Below are 18,224 nucleotides of genomic sequence, written 5' to 3'. Positions count from 1 at the left end.
TCTATGGAATTTGGAATTTAAAATATTGGAATTTATAAATTCTTATCCCCTCTTAACTCGCGGTATTTTTTTCTCGCATCAACAAAGTAAATACTGTCTTGATGATTAAAAATTACCTTTTCATATAACGGTTTTGCTTTTTCTACATCTTTCAGCTCATCATTATAGATTTCAGCTGAGAAGAACAGTGCTTCATCAACATAAATTCCGTCACTATGATTATCGATAATCTGCTGATATTGGCTTAAAGCCGAAGCAAAATCTTTCTGACTTTCGTAAACTTTTCCTAAACGCAATAACGTCACCGCTTCAATTTCTTGACCTTTATAAGTCTTTAAAATATTCTGAAACTGTGTAATCGCTTCCTGCTTTTTATTCTGATAGATTAAAAAATCTCCTTTTGCAAATGCTTTCAAAGCGACTTGTGTCGAATCAGCTGCTGTATTATCATTAATTAAAAGAAAATATTCTAAAGCATCATTGGCGATTAACTGCGTATTTGCCGCTTTTAATTCTTTGAATTGTTTATTGGCCCATTCAAAATCGCCTTTATAATAACTCGTTTTGGCTGCTTTCAAACTTGCTTCGTGAGCCATTACATCATTCTTTAAATCTAATTGAATCTGCGAATAGTAAATCAGCGCCTGATTGTACTTTTCTTCTAAAAGCAAAATATCAGCCAGTTCCATTTTGGCATCGGCTTTTTGATATTCGTTTAAATTCAGTTCTAAAGCTTTTTTGATAACAGCCTTTCCTTCTTCTGTCTTTTTCAAATTAAAAGCTAGAAAATGGGCTTGAATGATTTGCAAAGATAAGGTAAAAGGACTGATTTCGTAAGTCGCCAACAATTGTTGCAATTCTTGATTGATAACTGGATAATCTTTTTCCTGAGCTTTATCGATCTTAATCTGCATTAAATAGGCATTTGACTGAATAAGCAAACTTAAATCTTTAGTGTTTTGAAGAATGAAGTTCAGAATTTCTTCTGCCGTATCATCATCTCCTTCATTCATTGCAAACTGACTCAAGTTGACAATGCTCATCAACGATTCTGGTTCACGTTTGTAAATAGCTTTTTCTTGAATAAATGCTTTCCCGAATTCTTTCTGCTGTACATAAAACCAGCTTAAATAATGATTCCAGAAAACGTCTTGATCTTTTTGAGTTCTTAAGATTAATGCTTTTCGCATTGCATCTTTAAAAGCAGTATTATCGGTTTCGCCATTCATGAATCGCGACAATTGTGTCTGAATCAAATTGGTATTTTGCGGATTTGTGAAAGATTCCGTTAATAATAAATCAATCATTAAATCGGTTTTACCCAACTGCCCATACAGCATTCCGATTTGAAAATTAAAATTGAAATTTGGCTGAACCTGCATTGCGGTCTGATACGCTTTTAAAGCATATTCTAGCAATACTTTTTTCTCAAACGAACTCGCAATTCCATAAACATCGTTTGGATTGACCTTTATTTTTTCGATTGCTTGCTCGTAATAATTTTTAGCTTTTGAATCGTTTTTCTGCAATTGGAAATTATATCCTAATTCAACCAAGAAAACACCTTGTTTATATCTATTGTAACGATCTTGAATTGCTTTTTCTGCGTTTGCAAACTGCTGTAACTGCTGATAGCAATCGACTGTTCTTAAAAAATACTGCGTATTGGATGGTGCACCTCTCAAAAGCTCTTCATAACTGATTTTTGCCTTTTCGAAATCACCTTTATCGTAATAATATTGTGCCAGCTGTTCGTTTTGTGCAAACGCAAAACCAGAACACAACAAAACAATACAAATCAACATGTTTCTCATATTGCAGTTTTTTTTAGTTTTCAGTTGCAGTTTTAAGTCAGTTACTGTAAAACTGGAACTTTTTTAGTTTTCCAAAAAATCAGAGCTAAACCAATTAAAATAAATGGAATACTTAAAATCTGTCCCATATTAATCAGCATATTATTTTCAAAAGCTTCTTGATTTTCTTTAAAAAATTCAATTATAAAACGAGCTGTAAATAATAAAGTTAAGAAAGTTCCAAAGATTAATCCTTGTGCGTTTCTAATTTTTTCTGATTTATACATATAAAACAGAATTCCGAAAATCAGCAAGTAAGCAAATGCTTCATACAATTGTGTTGGATGCCTCGGAATCAAATCGTCTCTTTGAAAAACTACTCCCCAATTTCCATTAGTTGGTTTGCCATAGATTTCAGAATTCATAAAATTCCCTAATCTGATAAATGTACCCGTTACAGGAACTGCAACAGCCATTTTATCTAAAAGTCCTAAAAATTGCACTTTGTATTTTCGGCAATATAAAATCATTGCGGTAAGAACTCCAATAGAACCTCCGTGACTTGCCAAACCTTGATAACCTACAAATTGATAAGCTCCTTTTATTTTCTGAATTGGTAAAAGAATTTCTATCGGATGTTTGAAGAAATACTCTGGTTCGTAAAAGAAACAATGTCCAAGTCTCGCACCCAAAACGGTTCCAACTATTACATAAATCAATAAACTATCGAGATTGTCTAGCGAAAGATTCTCTTTCTTATAAATATTTCTAACAATATAAAAGCCCAAAAGAAGTCCGCAGGCAAAAAGAGCTCCGTAATATTTTAAAGGAAAACTATCAGTAATCCAGAAAATAACAGGGTCTACGTTCCAGTTTAAAATTCCATTCATCATACTCCGTTTTTTAATTCCTATAAATTAAGAAAACCTAACAGGTTTTAAAGTCTGTTAGGTTTGTATCTTAAAAACTATTTTTTTTAGTTTATAATATCAAATCCACAGTAAGGACGTAAAACTTCTGGTATTACGATTCCTTCTGGAGTTTGGTAATTTTCAATAATTCCAGCCAAAACACGTGGAAGCGCTAATGAGCTTCCGTTAAGTGTGTGTGCCAATTGGTTTTTTCCGTCTTTGTCTTTAAAACGTAATTTCAAACGGTTTGCTTGGAAAGTTTCAAAGTTAGAAACAGAACTAATCTCTAACCAACGATCTTGTGCTGTAGAAAACACTTCAAAATCGTAAGTTAAAGCAGAAGTGAATCCCATATCGCCACCGCAAAGACGTAAAATTCTATAAGGCAATTTCAATTCCTGAAGAATGTTTTTTACGTGCTCTACCATTCCATCCAATGCTGCATAAGAATTGTCTGGATGCTCGATGCGAACGATTTCTACTTTATCAAATTGGTGCAAACGATTTAATCCGCGAACGTGTGCTCCGTAAGAACCTGCTTCACGACGGAAACATGGGGTGTATGCTGTTTGTAAAACTGGCAATTCGCTTTCGTTCAAAATAACGTCACGGAATAAATTCGTAACAGGAACCTCAGCCGTTGGAATCAGATATAAATCGTCTAATCCAGCATGATACATTTGTCCTTCTTTGTCTGGCAATTGTCCTGTTCCGTATCCTGAAGCTTCATTTACCAAATGAGGAACTTGGACTTCATTGTATCCTGCAGCTGTGTTTTTGTCTAAAAAGTAATTGATTAAAGCACGCTGTAAACGAGCTCCTTTTCCTTTATAAACAGGAAATCCTGCTCCAGTAATTTTTACTCCCAATTCGAAATCGATGATATCATATTTCTTTACCAGTTCCCAGTGTGGCTGTGCACCTTCGTGTAAAACTGGAATATCTCCCTCTTGAAAAACATTCAAGTTATCGTCTGCCGATTTTCCTTCAGGAACAATATCTGCTGGAAGGTTTGGTAAAGTGTATAATTTATTGGTTAACTCAACAGCCAAAGCTTCTGCTTTTTCGCTCAGTTCTTTACTTTTTTCTTTTAGTGAAACGGTTTTTTCTTTTAAGATTGCTGCTTTAGCTTTCTCGCCAGCTTTCATCAATTCACCAATATCTTTGGACAATTTATTAGATTCTGATAAAGTATTGTCTAATTCCACCTGTGCAGCACGACGATTTTCGTCTAATTGAACCACCTCTTCAACAACGCTTTTAGCATCGATATTTCGTTTTGCTAAAGCTTTGATTACTTTCTCTTGATTTTCTCTAATAAATGCAATTTGTAACATAGCTTGATTTTTATAACTATTGTATTTTTTATAACGGAAGCAAATTTAAGGAAATGTTTGTTAACATTAGGTCAAAGTTTTGCAGTAAAACCGAAATCTCCTATAAACAGCAAAAGCACCGTAAAAGTGCTCTTGATGTTATTTGATTATTTTTGAATTTTATTCCAAAAAACGAAGCCTGTCATCTCTGTGAAAAGCGTATTCTCTTCCGTTATACTTAATTTTTTCTAATTCTTTTTTAATTTTCAAGTCACTTTTTTCTTTGATACCATTTTCTAAATCATTTTCTACGGCTTCTTCATAAGAAAAATTTTTGGTTATGATCAAGTCAAAATAACCGTTTGTTTTATCATTAGAAAAACTCATGCCTGTTTCTAAAGTTTCAATTTGAAAAGTGCCACTTCCGTTAGAATCACCATTAGTCAATCGAATCGGGTATTCGTATAAAACCTTTTTAATTTCGTTTTCTACCAAAGTAACAAGCGTAAATTTTTGTTCAGAATACAATACAATTCGGCTGCTGGCATTGGCTTCGGTATAAAAAGCAATTGCTGGAGTCGTTTCGTTTAAAAAAACCAAATCTTTCAAAATATGCGATTTCGAAAACTGAATGGCTTCATTATCGTAATAACCTAGATTCTCATCAAACTCCTCGGCTATTATGCTTCCATTTTCACGATTTACAAAGAGATATTTTCGCTGAAAATAATTCCCCAATTCTTCATCATCACTTGATCGGAATGCTTTTTTATCGTGTGATACCGTTGTCAGGACAAAAAAAGTCGTTTGATCATCGTAATTGATCGAACTCGATTCGGCAATTTTAATATCTGAATATTTTATTTTTAAGTTTGATGCCACTTTCAAGAGCAGATCTAGATTCATTTCTTTAGAATCTTCTATCTCATCAAGATTTTTAAAAATGAGTTTTCTCAGTGGCTTTTTATTTTGACCAAGATGTGCTTGTGTTTCTGAAAGCAGTTCCTGATACTGAATTTCGGCATCGTTTTTAACTTTTTCATTCTTCCCGCAGGAAAACAAAAACATAAAAACGGCACTTAAAAGAATCGTTTTTTTCATAGGCTTAGATTTGTTAGAATTTTTAGGGCATTCCAAATATATAATTTTCTTACAAACCACAGCAAAAAAATAAAAACTTAATCTCTCTTAATTTCGTGACCTACAAACTCTTCCAGTGTTTTAAACATTTCTTCAACCGAAAGCACTTCTGTATCGGGATGCGATTTTAAAAATGCGGCATTCAATTCAGCCAGATTTTCATCCAACTCAAAATAACCATTATTATTCAGCAAATTTTTAAAAGCGTTTGGAGCATCATATTTTTCTTTTAGAAATTTCCCTAATTTGATATTACTCTGCAAACGAAGTTTACGGCATTGTTCTTTAAAAAATTCCAAATGTTTCTCTGCGCCAATCAAAGCCAAACCTTCTTCAATTAATTCGTTTAATTCTTTGTTCCAACCGGAATCATAAACGAACTTCGAAAAATTTCCTTCGGCATATTTTGAAGCATAAAAATCTAAATAGTAACTCATTAAAGCATCTTCATGAATCAAATCGTCGTCTATTTTTTCTTCGCGCATTAAATTGATTACTGAAATATTCGAATTTACAATGTCTTGAGGATTTTCGCTGTTTGCCGCCGTTTCTGAAATAATGATTTTACCGAATTCCATTTGAGATTAGTTTTAAGAAGTTATGGCAAATTTCGGATAAAATATTCATATTAGCTTGCAATATTTTCATGAATCTGAAAACAACAAAAAGAAAGAAAAGCATTACTATCTTTGCAGTAGACTTTTTTAATTAATTATAAAAATGAAAATTTTAACTTTCTTAAGTTCATTAAGAAAAAATAATATTGCCGATTTTGAAAAGACTTTCTTCTATTTAAAAAGAACCGAAAAAATTTGTTTTAATCTTTTAAAAAAACTAAACGTTAAAACTTCGGATTTAGAATCTGACACATTAATAAAAGAGCTACTAAAAATAAGATATCCATCAAACCCTACCGATTATTTTTACTTCTTTTTTCCAATAGTAAGTCATATTCTTTACTATAAACCTAAATATGAAAAAGAAATTTTAAAATATTTAATAGGTCCTAATTTTGCAAATGGCACTTCGGATGCTGAAGAAATGATAGGCACAATTAATAGAGCGATGGAGTACAAACTAAGCGAGAATCGATACTTCCTAAGCAAAGAAAGTCAAGATTGGATTACCAACGAACTACCAAAATTAGAAAAAGCAGTACAACGAAATAGATATTTGCTGGAAAGAACTTGAAGAATAAATTATGCCAACAAACTACACTTTAGAAATAGAATTCCTCAAAAAAGTTGAAACAGACAACAACAGAACACTTTTAACTGAGGATCAAATTAAAAATCTTCTTTCAGAGTTTCCGAAACTACCTCAAGATTATCTTATTTATTTAAAAAAAATTGGTTCAGGAAGTTTTAGAAAATCTCAGTTTAATGTCACTGCTTCACTATTTGATTTAGAAGACTTAGGTTTAGAGGATCACTATGAATTGAAATCGAATGTTTGGTTTTTCGGAGATAATTTCTGCGGTGATTTTTCTGGTTTTGACTTTAACCAAAATGATGGAAAAGTGGTTGAATTTTGGCATGAAAGCGGAGAACTTTATTACACAAATAAGTCGTTTCAAACTTATATAAGAGAACAAATGTTAATGGATGAGAATGGTATTAAATAAAATAAAACCTTTTGCATCATATTTATTTGCTATTGAGCACAATCTTTCATCAAAATTAGCGTTATCTTTATCTAATATAAAGATGCTAATAAAACTAAATACCTTTTACGCAACTATTTGAACACAAATGCATCTGTTTATATAGAGAAGGCTTTATGCAAAAAGTCTTTGCAACCAAAACCAAAACCATGAAAAGGATTATCCTAATATTTAGCATTTTGCTAGCTTTAACAAGTTGCGAGAATGATGATTTACCAAATTCTGATGTGCAATATTCGTTAATAGCTAAAGGAGATTCTTTTCCTAATGATGAAAGTCTTGCTCCAAGACATTTAATTATTAAAGACGAAAAAGCTTGGGATAAATTAATTACAGAGATGAATGTTTCTAACGATTTGTCCAAAGATTTTAAAGAAATCAATATTGATTTCAGTAAATATCAAGTCATTGCCGTTATCGACAAAACCCAAAACACCGAAGGACACTCTATAGATATTGTTGAAATTACCGAAAATCGAAATACTATAATTGTAAAAGTCGAAAAACTAAAAAACGGGAATAGCACTTTAAAACTATCAAGACCCTACGACATTATCAAAACCGATAAAACAGACAAAAAAGTTATTTTTGAGCAATAAATCTGTTTAAGGAAAATATCTTCCAGATTTTTTAAAAATATTTCTTGAATTGCCTCCTGCTAAATCAGGAGGCAATTTATTTTAGTTTAATCTATAAGCAACTTAAAATAACTCTGAAAACACAAACATGTCTATGAAATACAAGAATAAAACGTAATTTTATTGCATTCATAATCAATTTAGGGGAAAATAGAAAAATATGAACGGAAGAAAAGCATTAGAATATTACGTTTTAGACGTATTCTCAAACGAAAGCTACAGAGGCAATCCGCTTTCTGTTGTTTTTACAGATGGAAATCTAAAATTAAAGACCTATCAAGATATTTCTAAAGAATTTGGCTATTCTGAAACTTCTTTTGTTTATTATTCTACAAGAGAAAAAGCACTTGTTGTTCGCTCCTTTACACCAACTGGAATTGAAATAGACGGTGCAGGCCATAATTTATTGGGTGCGGTCTGCGGCGCTTTGCTAAAAGGAATTTCTATTTTTGATGAGCAGAACGAAAGTGAGCCTTTTGTAATTATGAACCACTCGGCAATTCCTGTAACGGTAAGTCTTGATCCAGTTACTCTTGATCCAGTCGTTCAAATGCATCAAAAATCGGCAGTCATTAAACAAGAAATCCCAACATATAGAATTGCAGTGGCTCTAGGCTTAAAGATTGAAGATTTAGATGTAAATTCTTTTGTTCCGACAATAGTTAAAACAGAAGTTGCGCATACAATGGTTCCTATAAAAAATAGTGAAATATTGAACAGTTTTGTTCCAGATAGCCAGCTTTTAATTCAAATCTCAAAAGAATATAATTTTGAAGGTTTTTATTGTTTTGCTCCAGCTGATGAAGGTCAGGACCATATAGTCGAAACTAGATTTTTTAATCCTATAATCGGAATAAATGAAGATCCTGCAACAGGGACAGCTGCGGGCCCATTAATTGGTTTTTTAACGCAAAAAAAGTTTACTAAATCCGACAAAGAGTATAAAATTCTTCAAGGTGTAAAATTAAAACAGGCATCGATCATTGAAGTTATGAATCGTGAAGAAGATATTTTGGTAGGAGGTTCTTCTATCATTACTATGAAAGGCGAACTTTATATATAAATATTATATTTGCTATTTATGGACAAGAAAAAGCGAAAAGAGATATTGGATAAACTCTATAAAGAAAAACTAATCGAGTTTAGACAAAGTCTTCCTTTTGATGAAAACATATTTCCAAAATTATTCGATTATTTAGATAACGAATTAATAATATATGGTTGTAATCATACTTCATTGATAACAGAAACATTTTTACAAAAAAATGGTATTTTAAATGTAATTGAAGTTATAGAATGGTTAGCCAAAAATGGCGGTTATTGTGATTGTGAAATTTTAGCAAATGTTGAAGATTTGTTTGATTATCTCAATCCTCCTAAAATTAATACTACCCCTAAAAAAGAGGTCAGCAAACAAAAAATCAATAGCTTGGAAACTGATTTTGGGTTCTGTATCGAAAGAGTTCCTTCACCATGGAACCTAATAGAAACAACAGCTACAAATAGCAAAGAATACTTTTTTCAATTCGGGAAAAACAATAACTGTACAGTTAATTTGCACACGCACTTCTCATTATTTGAAAATGATAATGACGAACATTGGATAAATCTTTGGATAGATGAAACCAATCTAAATTATAATCTTGAAAACTTAACTGTAGAGCGTCTTAAATTAGGCGACTATACAGTATTTATTGCAAAAACTAAAGATTGGACTCCTGTTAAAGTTTGGTGTGCGAATAAAAAAAATTCAAGCTGGTTATTAAAAATGAACACTGAATTAAGTAGACATAAAGGTGATATTAAGGAACTTGAAAAATTACTCAGCAGTATTCTTTAAATTAAAAACCTACATTCATCTCTCTATTTAATATACTCAATAAAAAACCGCATTTAACATAATGCAGTTTAAAATATTTAAGTTATGTCCGATTTTAAAAACAAAACATGGATTCTAAGTGATTTTATAAAATTTGTTCAAACTAAGAAAGATCGCTCTACAAATTATAATCCTGAATATTACTATGATATTTATGCTCCAAAGAATGAAGATTCACTTTTTCCTGAAATGATTATTTATATAGGAAACACTGTTGAAATTGATGATGATGACCATGAAATTTATCCTGACATAGTTAAAGAAATGAATTATTGGTTTTCTTATTCATCTGATAATTTTCAGGATGTCATAGATTTGGCTACATCGCAAAATGCAAATTTAAGCATCTTACAGTTAGTAGAATGTTTAAATTATTATAGCGAATATGATAATTTCTTAGATATTAAATAAAAAGCGACATTAAAATGTCGCTTTTTATTTTACTTTTTAAGCTCTTGCTCAAATTTTTGTTTCTGTTCTGGCGGAATTCTTTTTTTAAGGAACAAAATCTGACCTAAGTGACTCGATTGATGCTCCATAACGTGAAACCAGCAATATTGGTTTGTCCAATCGTATCTTGTTTGCACTTCTGCAAACCAAGCATCGTCTCTTTTCTTTAATTCTTCAATTGTTTTTGCTCTTACTTGGTCATAAATATCCAAATAATACTGAATATCATGTCCTTTTATTTCTCTTCCTGCCTGATCAAGATCTAATGCCGGACCCCATATTTTCTTTTCTTCTTCATTAAAGTCTCTATTTTCAAAAGTAAAAACCTGATAATATTTTTCGGCTGCTGCCAAATGCATTACCAAAGCCCCTATTCGGTTTGCTTCTGCATCATGAAGATAATCAATTTCATATTGGCTCATGTTTTTTACTGTTCTCTCAACGCGAGCTTTTAAATCTTCAAGCATAGAAATCATATCTGCAATTTTAGGAGATGCTCCTTCTACATTTCCAATTTTTGCTTCTAATCTTGGTTTTATTCCTTTTCCTTCTATAAGCAAACTGCTTTTTCCGTCGACACTAGATTTGTCCGAAGTAATTTTATATTCTTTTACTTTAACAATAGCATCGTTACTTATTCCTTGAATCCATTTTGGAACATCTCCATTACTTATCGGACTTTCAAAACTTGAATTTAAAACAGTCACAGGTTCATAAACACCTTTATCATTTTCAATAAAAAGTTCAAATTTGTCAAAGTAAAACTTCCCATCAAATAGACATAAACCTCCAAAGCTTAAAGATTTACTATTCTTGTCGATAGCACCTTCAACAGTGTATGAATTCCATTCTTTAGATTTTACAGGTCTGTCTCTCATGTTATCAAAAAAACCATCTTCGTCGTTTTTGGTATCAACACGAGCCCAAACTCCTGCCCATGATTTTGGTTCTGTAGTTTCGACTTTTACATAAGCAGTAACTTTAAATTTTTTCTTCACAGAAGTCTGAACAGCAATGGTCTGAGATATAGATGTCCAATCTGTAGAAACGGTTTTTACAGTTTGAGCCTGACTCATGCCAAAAAATAAAAATAGTAGTGATATTATTAGTTTTTTCATTTTTAGGAAATTAATATTGCCGTAAATGTAATATTGTTTTTCTAAGTAATACCTTACTTTTATAAAAACTTCATAAAAAAACCGCATCTGGCAGAATGCGGTTTTCAAATATTTAAAACTAGAGAAACTTCTTAGTTCGTTTTCATTGGCGGCAAATCGAAAGCCTTTGAATCGTGTTCGAAGTTGTTTTTATGTGCTCCATCGCAAAATGGTTTGTTTGCAGAATGTCCGCAACGGCAAAGACCAAGTGCAGATCTTCCTTGTAAACCGTAAAGTGTTCCTTCTGGGTCCATAATTTCAAAATCTCCTTCAATTTTGATAGAACCATTTTTATTGATGATTAATTTAGTCTTGCTCATAAATTTTGTTTTTTTCGGATGCAAAGATTGCGAAATATATTGTCATTTATAAGCGTGAATCGTAGTTTAAACTGGTTCTATTTTATTGGGGTTTTGCCACGAAGACACAAAGGCACAAAGTTTTATTGTTTCACGCAGATAAAAGATTTAAGCTGATTAACACAGATAATCAATTTAAAAAACCTTAAATTCTTGATAAAAAATCTTAGTGCCTTTGTGTCTTAGCGGCAAAAAAACTAAAGCGCCTTATAAACAAAATTTTTAAACTTCACACTTCCTTTTCCTATAGAACAAAGACCAATTCTAAGTCCAAGAAAACCGCTCAATACATTATGATTGTATCCTGAAACCTCAACCGAATTTTCTATTTTCTTCCAATCTTTTCCGTCCAAACTATAAAACATATCTACGGTGTTTTTGATATTCCTTAAACGAAGAAAGACTTTTCGGTTATGTGTATTTTTTTCTGTTGGAAACTGCCATCCTCTCAAGTTTGCCAAAATATTGTTTTGATCGGCTAGTATTCCAGAATAATATTTATTATCGTAAAAAAGCGTTAATCCGCCTATGGCGTTGCCTTCAATTTCAACTTGAACTTCAGCCGTATACGAATGTCCACCCGGAACAACTACTAGAGGCGAACTGTTTCCTACTCCGTCGCCTTTTCCTTCAATAGTCAAAGTGTTATTAGCAACTTTAAATCTTGACGCTTCTACTCCACTATAAAATTTCCATTGCGGTTTCAAGGCCGAACCTCCAAAGTCGTCACTCAAAGAAAACTCTGGAAGTGTTTTTCCTACTGGTTTTGCAATCGGTTTATCAGTCTGAATGTTATCTGGAATTTTGTACCAGCCGTCTTTTGTCCATTCAACAGGTTGCAATAAAGTCTGGCGCCCTAAATTATAATAGTCTTTTTCGTAACCGTGAAAAATCATCCACCATTTTCCATTAACATCTTCAAAAACGGTACTGTGTCCTTTTGACCACCAAGTTTCAGAACTGCTGTTGGTTCTCACAATCGGATTATAAGGCGAGTTTTCCCAAGGCCCAAAAGGAGATTTTGATCGTGCCGAAATTACCATATGGCTTGTCGCTGGGCCAGCTGTTCCACCTTCAGCAACGGTCAAATAATAATAATCACCTCGCTTGAATAATTTTGGACCTTCCATACAGAAACATTCAATGCTCCATTCGCGTGGAATTTTCCATCCATCATAAACATGTTTTAATTCGCTAGTAACCGAAAGTCCGTCTTTTGATAAAGCCACATAACCTCCATTACTAAAATATAAGAATCGATTTCCTTTATCGTCCGCGATATGTCCTGGATCTATATTTCCGATTTTTAAATCTACAGGTTCACTCCACGGACCATTTATAGAATCGGCTGTTACTACAAAATTGGTGTTGTTTGCAGGAAAATAAATGTAGTATTTGTTGTTGTACTTAATTAAATCAGGGGCCCAAACGGCTCCAACATATTTTTGAAGAGCATTGGTTACAGGTTCCCAATTCATCAAATCGGTCGAATGCCAAATTAAAAGTCCAGGATAATAATCGAACGAAGAATGAACTACATAATAATCTTTTCCGTCGCGCAATAAACTTGGGTCTGGATAATCCCCCGCAAAAATTGGGTTTGAATATTGATTTTGTTTTAGGCTTTTTTCTGGTTGTGATTGAGAATAACCGTAATAAGAAAGCAATACTAAAATGGTTAGATATATTTTATTCATGTTTTGATATTTTTTTCAAATATAGTCAAAAAGACTATAAGCAAAATATACCACAGATTAAAAGGATTAAAAATGATTTTTCAAGCGTTTGTCAGACTGAGCGAAGTCGAAGTCCTCTCAAAGCACTTTATTTATCGGAGTGAAATAATCACGCAAAGTCGCAGAGACGCAAAGTTTCTGTTCTAGTTTGTCATTTCGAGGAACGAGAAATCTCTACAAGAAGCTAGACAAAGATTGGCTCTTTTAGGAGCGGAGTTACTCGCGGAGATTTCTCGTTCCTCGAAATGACAAACTGTATGGTTGATCCTTAACTTAAAAACAAAAACTTTGCACCTCTGCGACTTTGCGAGAACCAAATTCAAAAAAACTCTGCAAATCTCTTCGCTTTTTCTATTCGATTCTCCACGTAATATTAAAATCTCAATTCTATTGCTTATTTTTGCACTCTAAAATTCATATTAATGACACAGAATCCAAAGAGATATACAATCACGGCGGCATTGCCTTACACCAACGGACCTATTCATATTGGTCACTTGGCGGGAGTTTATGTGCCTGCGGATATATATTCGAGATATTTAAGATTGCAAGGAAAAGATGTAGCATTTATCTGCGGAAGCGATGAACATGGGGTTGCAATCTCTATGAAAGCCAAAAAAGAAGGAGTTACGCCACAACAAGTTATTGATAAATATGATGGAATTATCCGCAAGTCGTTTGAAGATTTCGGAATTTCATTCAACAATTATTCAAGAACTTCTGCAAAAATTCATCACGATACTGCTTCGGAATTCTTTAGAACATTATATGATAAAGGCGATTTTATCGTAGAAGTTACAGAACAATTGTACGATGCAAAAGCAAATCAGTTTTTAGCAGATCGTTTTGTTGTAGGTACTTGTCCAAAATGTGACAATCCAGAAGCTTACGGAGATCAATGCGAAAAATGCGGATCTACTTTGAACGCGACTGATTTGATTAATCCAAAATCGACAATTACGGGAGAAACTCCAATTCTTAAAGAAACAAAACACTGGTTTTTACCCTTAGACAGATATACCGATTTCTTAACTGAATGGATTTTAGTTGGTCATAAAAACGATTGGAAAACTAATGTTTACGGACAAGTAAAATCTTGGATCGATGCAGGATTAGAGCCTCGCGCGGTAACTCGTGATTTGGATTGGGGAATTGATGTTCCTGTTGAAGGTGCTGAAGGCAAAAAATTATATGTTTGGTTTGATGCACCGATCGGTTACATTTCTTCTACTAAAGAATGGGCAGCACGCGAAGGAAAAGACTGGGAACCATATTGGAAAGATCAAGATACCAAATTGGTTCACTTTATAGGAAAAGACAATATTGTTTTTCACTGTATCATTTTCCCAGCGATGCTTAAAGCTGAAGGAAGTTATATTTTACCAGACAACGTTCCTGCAAATGAGTTCTTGAATTTGGAAGGAAACAAACTTTCGACTTCAAAAAACTGGGCGGTTTGGTTGCACGAATATTTAGAAGAGTTTCCAGATAAGCAAGATGTTTTACGTTATGCATTGACATCTAACGCTCCTGAAACAAAAGACAATGACTTTACTTGGAAAGATTTCCAAGCTAGAAATAACAACGAATTGGTTGCCGTTTTCGGAAATTTCGTAAATCGTGTGGTGGTTTTAACCAACAAATATTACGACGGAGTTATTCCAACTCCAAACGAATTTACAGAAGTTGACGAACAAACTTTAGCAGAATTAAAAGCATATCCAGCTGTAATTTCAAGTTCAGTGGAGCGTTACAGATTCCGTGAAGCTTTGGGCGAATTAATGAATGTGGCTCGTTTAGGAAATAAATATCTAGCAGACGAAGAGCCTTGGAAAGTTATGAAAGACAATCCAGAGCGTGTAAAAACTCAAATGTATGTGGCGTTGCAGATCGCTGCTGCATTGAGCGTTTTAGCTGAACCATTTTTGCCATTTACTGCTGCAAAATTGTCTAGAATCTTAAATTTAGGCGACTTGAAAGAACACTTTAAAGGATTTAGTAAATTCTTGAAAGAAAACCATCTTGGAGCTACAGATGTCATTCTTGATAAAACGTTAGGTTGGAATGACATCTCTGAAAATTCAGATTTAATTCCGGCTGGACACAAAATTGGCGAAGCTGAATTGCTTTTCGCTAAAATTGAAGACGAAGAAATACAAAAACAAATAAATAAATTGGAAGCAACAAAAACAGCTAATCTTGCCGAAAACAAACAAGCAGAACCGCAGAAAGATTTAATTCAGTTTGAGGATTTTGCTAAAATGGATATTCGTATCGGAACTATTCTTGAAGCTGAAAAAATGCCTAAAGCAAACAAACTTTTGGTTCTTAAAGTAGATACAGGAATCGATGTTCGCACGATTGTTTCGGGAATTGCTGAGAGTTTTTCTCCAGAAGAAATTATTGGAAAACGTGTTTCCGTATTAGCAAACCTTGCTCCAAGAGCATTACGCGGTGTTGAAAGTCAAGGAATGATCTTGATGACAACAAATGCCGAAGGAAAATTGGTATTTGTAAATCCAGATGCTGATGCACCGAATGGAGCGACTGTAAACTAATTATTTATATATTTATAAATTGCGTGAGTCGATTAAAATTTAATTGATTCACGCAATTTTCTTTTTTAAATTATACACCAAAAAACTTGAAAAAATAAACTCAAAATGAAACTCACAAAACCAAGATTAGCCTTAATCTGCGGTATACTCTGCATATCTATTTTCCCAATATTGGTAAAATTACGTTTAACACCAGGATTAATTTCGGCATTTTACCGAATGTTTTTTGCTGTGGTATTGCTTTTGCCTTACGTCATTTTCAGCAGAAACTTTAAACTTCCAAAACTAAAATTTGCTCTTTTAGCAATTCTTTGCGGTGTTTTATTCTCGTCTGATGTTGCCGTTTGGAATATCGCCATTCAGGAATCAAGCGCAACTCAAGCTTCGTTACTGACCAATTTATCTCCGGTTTGGGTTGGAGTTGGTTCTTTCTTTTTTCTGAAAGCAAAACCTGCCACAAATTTCTGGATCGGAACATTGGTCGCTTTATTCGGAATGGTAACTTTAGTCGGTTTTGAATTTTTTATCGATTTAAACTTTGATAAAGCATTTCTATTTGCCGTTTTATCTGGCATTTTGTATTCCATTTATCTTTTGGTCAGCAAAAATGTGCTTTCAGAAGTCGATGTTCTTTCTTTTATGACGATTAGTTTATTTGCTTCGAGCATCTATTTAGGAATTTTATGTTACGCTCTAGGCGAACCTTTTACTGGATTTTCAAATGCTGGCTGGTTTGTACTTGTGCTTCAAGCCGTTATTTGCCAATTGTGCGCTTGGCTTTCCATTAGTTATGCAACTCAGCACATGCGTGCAACAAGAGTTTCGCTAAGTTTATTGAGTCAAGCTGTAATTACCTCAATTTTAGCTTGGTTGTTTTTGGAAGAACAAATAACTTTACAGATGGTTTTCGGCGGAATCATTCTGCTTTTCGGAATCCGAATTACTTTTTACGATAAAACCATTTCTTTGAAGGGGCTTTTTTCTAAAAATTGAAAATGGCGGATAACGCAGATTTAAACTGATTTTATATAGATTAATTTTGCAAACTTTGACTAAAAAATTAAACACATAGAAACATAGATTTTTTTGTTCTTATTTTAAGTTTGCTAAAAAAGCATGCTTTTACACATAGAACTATGTGCATTTTAATTAGTGAAACGCCTTTCTACACAAAGTGAAACTATGTTTCTATGTGTTTAAAATTATTTGAGAAAACCTGAAACAAAGAAAACCTAAAACACAAACAAAAAACTCTATGTTACATAAAACTAAAATACCAAACTTAAAAGTAATCGCATTTGATGCCGATGATACTTTGTTTGTAAACGAACCTTATTTTCAAGAAACCGAACATAAATTTTGTGCTTTGATGGAAGATTATCTTTCGCACCAAGGCATTTCGCAGGAATTATTTAAAATCGAAATTGCCAATTTGCCTTTGTACGGATATGGAATTAAAGGATATATCCTTTCAATGATTGAAGCTGCGATGAACATTTCAAACAATACGATTCCTGTTGAAGTTATTGAGAAAATCATTCAATACGGAAAAGAATTACTCGAAAAACCAATCGAACTTTTAGATGGAATTGAAGAAACCCTTGAAGCTTTAAAAGGCAAATACAAATTGGTCGTTGCTACAAAAGGCGATTTAAAAGATCAGCACAGTAAATTGCACCGTTCTGGTTTAGGTCATTATTTTCATCATATTGAAGTAATGTCAGATAAACAAGAAATCGATTATCAGAAACTTTTAGGCCGTTTAGATATTGAAGCGCATGAATTTTTGATGATCGGAAATTCATTAAAATCAGATGTTTTGCCAGTTTTAGGAATTGGAGGTTACGCCGTTCATATTCCGTTTCACACAACTTGGGAACACGAAAAAATTAATCACACTATAGAACACGAGCATTTTAGTTCATTTGAAACTATTGCTGAAGTGGTTCCGAATTTATTATAATGAAAACACTTTTAGACCTAGAAAATTGGAATAGAAAAGAGCATTTTGCCCATTTTAAACAAATGGAAGAACCCTTTTTTGGAGTCACCGTAGAGATCGATTGTACCAAAGCGTATCAAACTGCAAAAAGTATAAATGCTTCTTTTTTCATTTTCTATTTGCATAAAACTTTGACTGCGGTAAACGCCATTGAAAATTTTAGATATAGAATTTCAGAAGACAAAATATACATTAACGATCAAATTGATGCTTCGGCAACAATTGGTCGTGAAGATGGCACTTTCGGGTTTTCTTTAATTGAATATAATCCGGACTTTAAAACATTTGAGCAAATTGCATTAAAAGAAATTGAGCGCATTCAAAACACAAACGGCCTTTTTACAAGATCTTTTGATGATGATAACTTGATTCATTTTTCGGCAATTCCATGGCTAAATTTTAGTTCAATCACCCACGCACGCAGTTTTACGTATCCAGACAGCTGCCCAAAAATTTCATTTGGAAAAATGATGATTTCTGAAACTGGAAAAAGAACCATGTCAATGGCAATTTATGTGCATCATGGTTTAATGGACGGAATACATGTTGGCCAATTTGTAGATCTTTTTCAAGAGCTTATGAATCAATAATAAGCGGAATAATTTTTGCGCCCTAAAAACAC

General features: G+C 33.1%; 18 protein-coding genes. 10 read left to right on the top strand and 8 right to left on the bottom strand.

The features are described 5' to 3' along the window. Window positions 1-32 precede the first annotated feature (32 nt). The 5 genes from JI750_RS05730 to JI750_RS05710 form a co-directional block, all read right to left on the bottom strand. On the bottom strand, window positions 33-1,814 hold the full coding sequence (locus JI750_RS05730; protein ID WP_201999341.1) for a tetratricopeptide repeat protein: 1,782 nt from the start codon (window positions 1,812-1,814) through the stop codon (window positions 33-35). A 41-nt stretch (window positions 1,815-1,855) separates the two neighbouring features. Further along, complete coding sequence (gene lgt, locus JI750_RS05725) at window positions 1,856-2,686, bottom strand: prolipoprotein diacylglyceryl transferase (RefSeq protein ID WP_201999340.1); 831 nt, start codon at window positions 2,684-2,686, stop codon at window positions 1,856-1,858. 83 nt (window positions 2,687-2,769) lie between these two features. Then, entirely contained in the window at window positions 2,770-4,041 is a 1,272-nt protein-coding gene (gene serS, locus JI750_RS05720) for a serine--tRNA ligase (protein WP_201999339.1), read from the bottom strand. A 159-nt stretch (window positions 4,042-4,200) separates the two neighbouring features. After that, entirely contained in the window at window positions 4,201-5,121 is a 921-nt protein-coding gene (locus JI750_RS05715; protein ID WP_201999338.1) for a hypothetical protein, read from the bottom strand. 77 nt (window positions 5,122-5,198) lie between these two features. Continuing rightward, the gene (locus JI750_RS05710; RefSeq protein WP_201999337.1) at window positions 5,199-5,738 is read right to left on the bottom strand and encodes a DMP19 family protein; all 540 of its coding nucleotides are present in this window, start codon (window positions 5,736-5,738) and stop codon (window positions 5,199-5,201) included. Window positions 5,739-5,880: 142 nt separating this feature from the next. Between JI750_RS05710 and JI750_RS05705 the strand changes: the two genes are divergently transcribed. The 6 genes from JI750_RS05705 to JI750_RS05680 all read left to right on the top strand — a co-directional run bounded on the left by JI750_RS05705 (window position 5,881) and on the right by JI750_RS05680 (window position 9,751). Continuing rightward, a complete protein-coding gene (locus JI750_RS05705; RefSeq protein WP_201999336.1) occupies window positions 5,881-6,351 on the top strand; it encodes a hypothetical protein in 471 nt (156 codons plus the stop codon). A gap of 10 nt (window positions 6,352-6,361) precedes the next feature. Further along, window positions 6,362-6,784 carry an SMI1/KNR4 family protein gene (locus JI750_RS05700; RefSeq protein ID WP_201999335.1) on the top strand — a complete coding sequence of 141 codons (423 nt, stop codon included), beginning with the start codon at window positions 6,362-6,364 and terminating at the stop codon, window positions 6,782-6,784. A 188-nt stretch (window positions 6,785-6,972) separates the two neighbouring features. Next, a complete protein-coding gene (locus tag JI750_RS05695; RefSeq protein WP_201999334.1) occupies window positions 6,973-7,422 on the top strand; it encodes a protease complex subunit PrcB family protein in 450 nt (149 codons plus the stop codon). A 199-nt stretch (window positions 7,423-7,621) separates the two neighbouring features. Further along, the gene (locus tag JI750_RS05690) at window positions 7,622-8,524 is read left to right on the top strand and encodes a PhzF family phenazine biosynthesis protein (protein WP_201999333.1); all 903 of its coding nucleotides are present in this window, start codon (window positions 7,622-7,624) and stop codon (window positions 8,522-8,524) included. An 18-nt stretch (window positions 8,525-8,542) separates the two neighbouring features. Then, window positions 8,543-9,301 (top strand): DUF2695 domain-containing protein, encoded by a 759-nt coding sequence (locus JI750_RS05685; protein WP_201999332.1) that lies wholly within the window; start codon window positions 8,543-8,545, stop codon window positions 9,299-9,301. 84 nt (window positions 9,302-9,385) lie between these two features. After that, window positions 9,386-9,751: a DUF7716 domain-containing protein gene (locus JI750_RS05680; RefSeq protein ID WP_201999331.1), complete on the top strand. Its 366-nt coding sequence runs from the start codon at window positions 9,386-9,388 to the stop codon at window positions 9,749-9,751. 29 nt (window positions 9,752-9,780) lie between these two features. Here JI750_RS05680 and JI750_RS05675 read toward each other — a convergent pair whose 3' ends face one another. The 3 genes from JI750_RS05675 to JI750_RS05665 form a co-directional block, all read right to left on the bottom strand. Then, complete coding sequence (locus JI750_RS05675) at window positions 9,781-10,908, bottom strand: DinB family protein (RefSeq protein WP_201999330.1); 1,128 nt, start codon at window positions 10,906-10,908, stop codon at window positions 9,781-9,783. 131 nt (window positions 10,909-11,039) lie between these two features. Further along, on the bottom strand, window positions 11,040-11,267 hold the full coding sequence (locus JI750_RS05670) for a CDGSH iron-sulfur domain-containing protein (protein ID WP_201999329.1): 228 nt from the start codon (window positions 11,265-11,267) through the stop codon (window positions 11,040-11,042). Between the two features lie 236 nt (window positions 11,268-11,503). Further along, complete coding sequence (locus JI750_RS05665; RefSeq protein WP_201999328.1) at window positions 11,504-13,003, bottom strand: family 43 glycosylhydrolase; 1,500 nt, start codon at window positions 13,001-13,003, stop codon at window positions 11,504-11,506. A gap of 461 nt (window positions 13,004-13,464) precedes the next feature. Between JI750_RS05665 and metG the strand changes: the two genes are divergently transcribed. The 4 genes from metG (at window position 13,465) to JI750_RS05645 (ending at window position 18,192) form a co-directional block, all read left to right on the top strand. Continuing rightward, complete coding sequence (gene metG / locus JI750_RS05660) at window positions 13,465-15,600, top strand: methionine--tRNA ligase (RefSeq protein ID WP_201999327.1); 2,136 nt, start codon at window positions 13,465-13,467, stop codon at window positions 15,598-15,600. 105 nt (window positions 15,601-15,705) lie between these two features. Continuing rightward, a complete protein-coding gene (locus tag JI750_RS05655) occupies window positions 15,706-16,593 on the top strand; it encodes a DMT family transporter (RefSeq protein WP_201999326.1) in 888 nt (295 codons plus the stop codon). Window positions 16,594-16,855: 262 nt separating this feature from the next. Next, window positions 16,856-17,563 (top strand): HAD family hydrolase, encoded by a 708-nt coding sequence (locus tag JI750_RS05650; RefSeq protein WP_198855190.1) that lies wholly within the window; start codon window positions 16,856-16,858, stop codon window positions 17,561-17,563. Then, window positions 17,563-18,192, top strand: coding sequence for a chloramphenicol acetyltransferase (locus tag JI750_RS05645; RefSeq protein ID WP_201999325.1), 630 nt, complete (start codon window positions 17,563-17,565; stop codon window positions 18,190-18,192). The genes JI750_RS05650 and JI750_RS05645 overlap by 1 nt, the downstream gene beginning before the upstream one ends. The last annotated feature ends 32 nt before the right edge of the window (window positions 18,193-18,224 follow it).

This window comes from Flavobacterium tagetis, assembly GCF_016735615.1.
Taxonomy (GTDB): domain Bacteria; phylum Bacteroidota; class Bacteroidia; order Flavobacteriales; family Flavobacteriaceae; genus Flavobacterium; species Flavobacterium tagetis.
This window is presented reverse-complemented; position numbering and strand designations above follow the sequence as displayed.

Coding starts and splice junctions, on each gene's coding strand:
- JI750_RS05730 (WP_201999341.1), bottom strand. CDS start 1,814: ATGAGAAACATGTTGATTTGTATTGTTTTGTTGTGTTCTGGTTTTGCG.
- lgt (WP_201999340.1), bottom strand. CDS start 2,686: ATGATGAATGGAATTTTAAACTGGAACGTAGACCCTGTTATTTTCTGG.
- serS (WP_201999339.1), bottom strand. CDS start 4,041: ATGTTACAAATTGCATTTATTAGAGAAAATCAAGAGAAAGTAATCAAA.
- JI750_RS05715 (WP_201999338.1), bottom strand. CDS start 5,121: ATGAAAAAAACGATTCTTTTAAGTGCCGTTTTTATGTTTTTGTTTTCC.
- JI750_RS05710 (WP_201999337.1), bottom strand. CDS start 5,738: ATGGAATTCGGTAAAATCATTATTTCAGAAACGGCGGCAAACAGCGAA.
- JI750_RS05705 (WP_201999336.1), top strand. CDS start 5,881: ATGAAAATTTTAACTTTCTTAAGTTCATTAAGAAAAAATAATATTGCC.
- JI750_RS05700 (WP_201999335.1), top strand. CDS start 6,362: ATGCCAACAAACTACACTTTAGAAATAGAATTCCTCAAAAAAGTTGAA.
- JI750_RS05695 (WP_201999334.1), top strand. CDS start 6,973: ATGAAAAGGATTATCCTAATATTTAGCATTTTGCTAGCTTTAACAAGT.
- JI750_RS05690 (WP_201999333.1), top strand. CDS start 7,622: ATGAACGGAAGAAAAGCATTAGAATATTACGTTTTAGACGTATTCTCA.
- JI750_RS05685 (WP_201999332.1), top strand. CDS start 8,543: ATGGACAAGAAAAAGCGAAAAGAGATATTGGATAAACTCTATAAAGAA.
- JI750_RS05680 (WP_201999331.1), top strand. CDS start 9,386: ATGTCCGATTTTAAAAACAAAACATGGATTCTAAGTGATTTTATAAAA.
- JI750_RS05675 (WP_201999330.1), bottom strand. CDS start 10,908: ATGAAAAAACTAATAATATCACTACTATTTTTATTTTTTGGCATGAGT.
- JI750_RS05670 (WP_201999329.1), bottom strand. CDS start 11,267: ATGAGCAAGACTAAATTAATCATCAATAAAAATGGTTCTATCAAAATT.
- JI750_RS05665 (WP_201999328.1), bottom strand. CDS start 13,003: ATGAATAAAATATATCTAACCATTTTAGTATTGCTTTCTTATTACGGT.
- metG (WP_201999327.1), top strand. CDS start 13,465: ATGACACAGAATCCAAAGAGATATACAATCACGGCGGCATTGCCTTAC.
- JI750_RS05655 (WP_201999326.1), top strand. CDS start 15,706: ATGAAACTCACAAAACCAAGATTAGCCTTAATCTGCGGTATACTCTGC.
- JI750_RS05650 (WP_198855190.1), top strand. CDS start 16,856: ATGTTACATAAAACTAAAATACCAAACTTAAAAGTAATCGCATTTGAT.
- JI750_RS05645 (WP_201999325.1), top strand. CDS start 17,563: ATGAAAACACTTTTAGACCTAGAAAATTGGAATAGAAAAGAGCATTTT.